Here is a 2,496-nt window from a genome sequence, read left to right on the forward strand (position 1 = left end):
CAACACCGTCCCATCCACCGGACCCGTCGACGACGCACCCGGCTTACCCGAGCTGGTGGTCGTCGGCGCCGTGGTCGTGGTCGTCGGTGTGGGGGTGGGCGCCGTGGTCGTCGGCGTGGGGGTGGGCGCCGTGGTCGTCGGCGTCGGCGTGGGCGTGGGCGCCGTGGTCGTCGGCGACGGCGTGGGCGTGGGCGTCGTGGTCACTGCAGGCTTGGACGTCGCCAGGGTCAGCGAATACCACCTGGCAGAAGTCGAGGCGCTGCCCCAGGTGCTCGTGGGGTACGACGCCCGGTTCGCGCCCGACACCCCGCCGGACCTCGTGGTGGTGACATACAGCCGCGCGTCACCGGTCGTCTTGGGGACGATCGCCACCACGTAGGTGCCAGGCGACGTCACCGGGGTGCTGAGCGTCATCTGCACCACGCCAGCTGGTGCGCCAGCCGGTACGCGGACGGCGGGCCCGCTCGACACCAGCGTGGTCGGGCGGCCAGAGCTCGTGCGGTAGACCGCAGGCACCCACCATTGATCGACGCCGCCTCCAGTGGCCCCGACCTGCACCGCGGTGCCGACGGACCCCGAGGGCAGGTCGAAGCGCATGCCGTACTTGCTGCCGTAGCTGGCGGCGCCCCAGTACGAGGTCGGCTGCGGGGCCGCGGTGTAGCCGATCGTCAGGCTGTAGCGCCGCGCGGTGCGGTGCACCGCGCCCCAGGTGGTCGTCGGGACGGTCGCCCGGTTGGCCGCGACGTAGCTGCGCAGGCTGCTGCGAGCGCTGCTGCGTACGGAGTAGACAGCGGGCGTCTTGGTCGTGTGCGCCATGGCAGCGACGACGTAGCGGCCGGGAGCCAGCGTGCGTCGTGCGGTCGGCACGGTGACCCATCGCGCCTTCTGGTGAGCGCGGACGACGAAGGAGCGGCCCTTGACCACCAGGCGGCCGGGCCGGCCGCTGGCCGTCATGGTGTACAGCGCAGGGACCACGCGCTGGGCCCGAGAGGTGCCCTTGACCTTCACCTTGATCGACCTGATGACGATGCGCTTGCGCACCTTCAACGGCGACCCGACCTTGCGGTAGCTGGGTGCACGTCGGGAGGCGACGAGCGAGGCGTCGATCGTCTGTGTCGTGGCCGGGCCTCGCGTGCTCGGGGCGGCTGCGCCTCGAGTGGCCGAACGGCTGGTGTGCGCCGGAGCGGCGAACAGCGCGGCGACGAGCGCGGCGGCGAGCAGCAGGGTGGTCAGCTGTGATCGGACCAGCGCACGAGCGCCTGCGGACCGAGTCGACGAGGTCGCCGTGGGCATCGAGATCCTCCGACGTGAGGGAGTGGTGTGACCCTCTGAACGTCGGGGCGCAGCGACCACCACTGACTAGCCTGAACGGGTGGTGAGATGCTTAACGAAGTCTTACGGGACGTGATGCCCTGCTATCCGAGCGTGACCAGCAGCGCGGCAAGGCGCGGACGTGAGCACGAAATCACATTGGTCACACGAGCACCATGAGTAACCGCTCAGGTACGACGGGTTGGTAACTAGTTCGAAATAACTAGTACTCTCTCCGGAGCGCGCCACCGAGCCCACCCGTTCGGTGCCTGCGCGGCAGTGAGCCGGCACCACCCACCAGCGCCGGCAGCTGTGGTCACGCAGGGGGATGCGGACCGCTCTCACCTCCCTTGAGTGATCGATCGGAGAACCATGCACTTCGCCTCACCTCGATTCCACCTGCCCGGCCGTCACCGACGTCGCGCGAAGATCTACTCGGCGGCGACTGCCGTCGGTCTCGCGGCCAGCCTGGGCGTCGCCGCCGCGGTCAGTGGCCCGACGTCCTCGACAGACCACGTGGCGCCCGCCAGCGCGACCGCCACCTGGCTCACGCTGCGGCCCTCCACCAGCGTGGGGATGACCACCAATGTCGCCAGCAGCTCGACTGCCGTGTCGGTGCTCGGCTGGGTCAAGGGCGGCCGGACCGACCAGCGCCTGCGTCCCGCCGTATACACCACCGACAGCTCCGGCCGCCCCGCCAAGCTGGTCGTCAGTGGGCCGGCGGTCCTGGTGAAGGCGGGAAGGCCGGTGGGTCGCATCGACCTGCCCCTCAGCCGTCCCGTCACCGCCGCCGGTCGGTACGTCGCAGCCCTCGTGCCGCAGGACTCTGCCTCAGCCGCCGTCTACTCCACCTCGCAGGCGGGCGGTTTCCTGGGCAGGAACCCCGGTGGTACACCCCTGAGCACGTGGTCGGCCGCCACACATCAGCAGAGGGCGTTCGGTGTCATGTTGGACGTGCGCCACAGCACGGCCCCGTCCTCACCGACCACGTCCTCGACGCCGTCTCCGTCCAGCACCACCACTGCGCCTGCGCCGTCCACCACCACCACTGCGCCCGCGCCGTCCACCACGACCACCGCGCCTGCGCCCTCCACCACGACCACCGCGCCTGCGCCGTCCACCACGACCACCAGCTCGGGTAAGCCGGGTGCGTCGTCGACGGGTCCGGTGGATGGGACGGTGTTG

Annotated in this window: 2 protein-coding genes and 1 pseudogene; all 3 read right to left on the minus strand. The window is 70.7% G+C overall.

Translation table 11 applies throughout. The features are described 5' to 3' along the window. Positions 1–1,293: pseudogene (locus ASD06_RS18770) on the minus strand (hypothetical protein); the annotation flags it as partial. Between the two features lie 449 nt (positions 1,294–1,742). After that, on the minus strand, positions 1,743–1,943 hold the full coding sequence (locus ASD06_RS18775) for a hypothetical protein (RefSeq protein ID WP_157371519.1): 201 nt from the start codon (positions 1,941–1,943) through the stop codon (positions 1,743–1,745). 291 nt (positions 1,944–2,234) lie between these two features. Then, positions 2,235–2,496: hypothetical protein (locus tag ASD06_RS19100; protein WP_200941888.1), on the minus strand; the 262-nt coding region annotated here is incomplete at its 5' end.

This window comes from Angustibacter sp. Root456 (assembly GCF_001426435.1).
Taxonomy (GTDB): Bacteria; Actinomycetota; Actinomycetes; order Actinomycetales; family Angustibacteraceae; genus Angustibacter.